The 3,547-nt window shown below is 69.9% G+C and carries 6 protein-coding genes; 4 read left to right on the forward strand and 2 right to left on the reverse strand.

The window, feature by feature from the left end; translation table 11 throughout:
* On the forward strand, positions 1–786 hold a 786-nt coding region (locus ACRDU5_RS20575; RefSeq protein ID WP_526616748.1), incomplete at its 5' end, for a helix-turn-helix domain-containing protein.
* A gap of 10 nt (positions 787–796) precedes the next feature.
* Positions 797–1,201, forward strand: a complete 405-nt coding sequence (locus tag ACRDU5_RS20580; RefSeq protein ID WP_526616751.1) for a VOC family protein — start codon at positions 797–799, stop codon at positions 1,199–1,201.
* Between the two features lie 7 nt (positions 1,202–1,208).
* Here ACRDU5_RS20580 and ACRDU5_RS20585 read toward each other — a convergent pair whose 3' ends face one another.
* The gene (locus ACRDU5_RS20585) at positions 1,209–1,331 is read right to left on the reverse strand and encodes a hypothetical protein (protein ID WP_526616752.1); all 123 of its coding nucleotides are present in this window, start codon (positions 1,329–1,331) and stop codon (positions 1,209–1,211) included.
* 123 nt (positions 1,332–1,454) lie between these two features.
* The gene (locus ACRDU5_RS20590) at positions 1,455–1,688 is read right to left on the reverse strand and encodes a hypothetical protein (protein WP_526616753.1); all 234 of its coding nucleotides are present in this window, start codon (positions 1,686–1,688) and stop codon (positions 1,455–1,457) included.
* A 170-nt stretch (positions 1,689–1,858) separates the two neighbouring features.
* Between ACRDU5_RS20590 and cobG the strand changes: the two genes are divergently transcribed.
* Together cobG and ACRDU5_RS20600 are read left to right on the forward strand one after the other, a co-directional pair.
* Positions 1,859–2,983: a precorrin-3B synthase gene (gene cobG / locus ACRDU5_RS20595; protein ID WP_526616754.1), complete on the forward strand. Its 1,125-nt coding sequence runs from the start codon at positions 1,859–1,861 to the stop codon at positions 2,981–2,983.
* A 9-nt stretch (positions 2,984–2,992) separates the two neighbouring features.
* On the forward strand, positions 2,993–3,547 hold a 555-nt coding region (locus ACRDU5_RS20600), incomplete at its 3' end, for a precorrin-8X methylmutase (protein ID WP_526616756.1).

The raw sequence follows: 3,547 nt of genomic DNA on the forward strand, positions 1-3,547 counted from the left end.
TCACTGCGGGGTGTCGTGCTGCGCTACGAGGGATTCACGGAACGGGCCCCGGGTCCGGTCACCTTCCGCGAGCTGCCCTGCACCTACGTGCCGGTCATCATCGACCTCGACGCGGGGTGGACGGTCATTCATCGACAGCACCGTGCGCCGTTGCGACTCGGCTCGTTCATCGCGGGCGTCACCGAGGGTCCGGTGCTGGTCGGGCACGACGGGACGGCGCATTGCCTGCAGGTCGACCTGACACCGCTCGGCGCCCGCCGGCTCACCGGGCTGCCGATGAGCGAGCTGGCCAATCGCTCGGTGCCGCTCGACGACGTGTTCGGCGGGTTCGGACGTGACCTGGTGCAGCGCGTCGGCGAGGCGACCGACTGGCCGACGCGGTTCGGGTTGATCGACCGGGCTCTGCGGGCACGGCTGACCGACGCGGCGCCGGTCGACGCCGGTGTCGGCTGGTCGCTGCTCCGGATCGTGGCCAGCGGCGGAGCGGCCTCGATCGGCGAGCTCGCCGGTGATCTCGGATGGAGTCACCGCCGATTGATCGCGCGATACCGCGATGCCGTCGGGCTGCCGCCCAAGCTGATCGCCCGGATTGTGCGCTTCGAAAAGCTGGCCGCGCAGCTGGCGAACGACGCGGGGATCGACTGGGCCGACGCGGCCGTCGGGTGCGGCTACTTCGACCAGGCGCATCTGGCGCGCGAGGTGCGCGATCTGGCCGGCATCACACCGACCGAGTTACGGGCGGCCACCGTAAATTCCGTCCAAGACGACGTCGCACGCCCGGCCTAGCGTGGCGGACATGACCGACACAATGACAGGCAACCTGGCGATACCGATCGTGCCCTACTCCAAACCCCGCGAGGCGATCGAGTGGTTGGAGCGGACCTTCGCGGCCGTCGCGACCGCCGTGCATCCCCCCGACCCCGACCAACCGCTCAAGCACGCCGAGGTGAAGGTCGGCAACGGTCTGGTGATGATCAACGACGCCGACCGCGAGGACGACAGCCCCTTCGCTCTGCCCGGGCCGGTGCTGCTGTATGTCGTGGTCGACGACCCGGACGCCCTGCACGACCGCGCGGTTGCGGCGGGGGCCGAGATCGTCATGGGCCTCACCGACCAGGACTACGGCTCACGGGAGTTCGCAGCGCGCGACCCGCACGGCAACGTCTGGAGCTTCGGGACGTACCGGCCAAGCCTGGGCTGAGGCCCGGTTAGAGGTCGTCGGCTCCAAAGCGCTTGTGCCATGTCTGCGGATACGGCAGATGCGGATACGGCAGACCGGCCGCCGCGACGAGGAGCAGTACTACCACGCTGAATGCGATGAGTTCGAACATCGTCGTTCCTTTCGGGTTATCCAGTTGTTACACACGAGTGCAGTAGTCAGAACCTACGCCCGCGGCGGACCGAAATGATCGGCTTGTTAGAGACGGAACACGCGCTCTGCGCTGTGACGGGGGTCACAGCCTGTCCATCTCCCGCGACATCAGCGAGTCCTCCAGGTAGCTGTACCGCTTCGGGTAATGCCTACGGACATCGCGTGGGCGATTCCTTTTGGCAGACGGCACCGCTACCGCCGCTGCGGTGCCGAACAGCACCTCCTGTTCGGTGATCAGCGCCGGGGCCGCCGCCGTGACGACTTCCGTCTGATCGGCCTTTTTCTGCTGGCCCAATCCCGTTGCCAGGTCAGTCATTTCGATCTTCTCCTCACACGATTTTTTTCGCGCCCGGTGGAGCCGGGCCCTCATGAGGAGAAAGTTATGGTCGGCCGTTAATTGACACACGCGTAGAGGACTACCCCAGTGCCGCGCGCCGGCATACACAGCGGGGTTGACGTGGTCTTTTGTCGAGTACCGTGGGGCCAATGACCCGGCCCGGCGACCAGGACGCGTGTCCCGGCGCGCTGCAGACCCACCGCGCCGCCGACGGTGCGCTGGCGCGGGTGCGGCTGCCCGGCGGGATGATCACCCCGGCTCAGCTCGAGGCGCTGGCGCACGCCGCGACGCGGTTCGGCTCACCGGCAATGGAACTCACGTCGCGAGGCAACATTCAGATCCGTGGCATTCGTGGAGACAAGGCCACCGAAGCGGTGGCCGATGCCGTCGCGGTGGCCGGGCTGCTGCCGTCGGCCACCCACGAGCGGGTCCGCAACATCGTCGCTTCGCCGCTGTCCGGACGGGCTGGCGGGGACGCCGACGTGCGGGACTGGGTGGACCGGCTGGACGCCGCGATCACGGCCGAGCCGGCGCTTGCCGACCTTCCGGGGCGATTCTGGTTCGGCATCGACGACGGCCGCGGCGACATCTCGGGCCTCGGCGCCGACGTCGGCGCTCACGTCTGTGGCGATTCGGTCGCCGTGTTGTTGGCCGGCCGTGATACCGGCGTTCGGATCGCCGCAGCCGATGTGGTGGCGACAATGACCTCCATCGCAACGCGGTTCGGGAAAACCCGGGGAGATGCCTGGCGGGTAGCCGAACTCGCCGACACCTCGGCGCTGATGGAAAACCTGTCCCGATCCGCTGAGCCCGGCGCTTCCTGGCCGCCGGTCACCCGCGCACCGGTGGGCTGGATCGGTCAGGACGACGGCCGCGTCGCGTTGGGTGCAGCGGTTCCGCTCGGCGTTCTGCAGGCCCGGGTCGCCGAGTACCTCGCGGCCACGGGCGCGCCGCTGATCGTCACGCCGTGGCGTTCGGTGCTGGTCTGCGACCTCGACGACGGCGTGGCCGAGGCCGCCCTGCGGGTGCTCGCGCCGCTGGGGTTGGTGTTCGACGAGAACTCGTCGTGGCTCGGCGTCAGCGCCTGCACCGGGAGCCCGGGCTGCGAACACTCCGCGGCCGACGTCCGGGCGGATGCGGCGCGGGCGGCCGCCGAGCCGAGCAGCACCCACCGGCACTTCGTCGGGTGCGATCGGGCCTGCGGCAGTCCACCCGCCGGTGACGTGCTGGTGGCCACCGCAGACGGATACCGCCTGCGCACCGCACCCCCGTAGGGTGAGCGCGTGCTCGACTACATCCGCGACGCCGCCGAGATCTACCGGCAGTCGTTCGCGACCATCCGCGCGGAGGCCGACCTGTCCCGGTTTCCCGACGACGTCGCCCGCGTGGTGGTGCGGTTGATCCACACCTGCGGGCAGGTCGACGTCGCCGAGCACGTCGCCTACAGCGACGACGTGGTCGCCAAGACCCACGCGGCGCTGGCCGCCGGGGCGCCGGTGCTGTGCGATTCGTCGATGGTGGCGGCGGGGATAACCCGGTCCCGGCTGCCCGCCGACAACGAGGTGGTCTCGTTGGTCGCCGACGCCCGCGCCGCAGACCTGGCCGAGGCGCTGGACACCACCCGCTCGGCCGCCGCCGTGCAACTGTGGGCCGATCGCCTGGGCGGCGCGGTGCTGGCCATCGGCAACGCGCCGACCGCGTTGTTCCGGCTGCTGGAACTCGTCGACGACGGCGCGCCCACCCCGGCCGCCGTGCTGGGCGGGCCGGTGGGGTTCGTCGGGTCGGCGCAGTCCAAGCAGGAGCTGATCGACCGGCCCCGCGGCATGTCGTATCTGGTG

Source organism: Mycobacterium sp. (assembly GCF_050701515.1).
In the GTDB taxonomy this organism is placed as follows: domain Bacteria; phylum Actinomycetota; class Actinomycetes; order Mycobacteriales; family Mycobacteriaceae; genus Mycobacterium.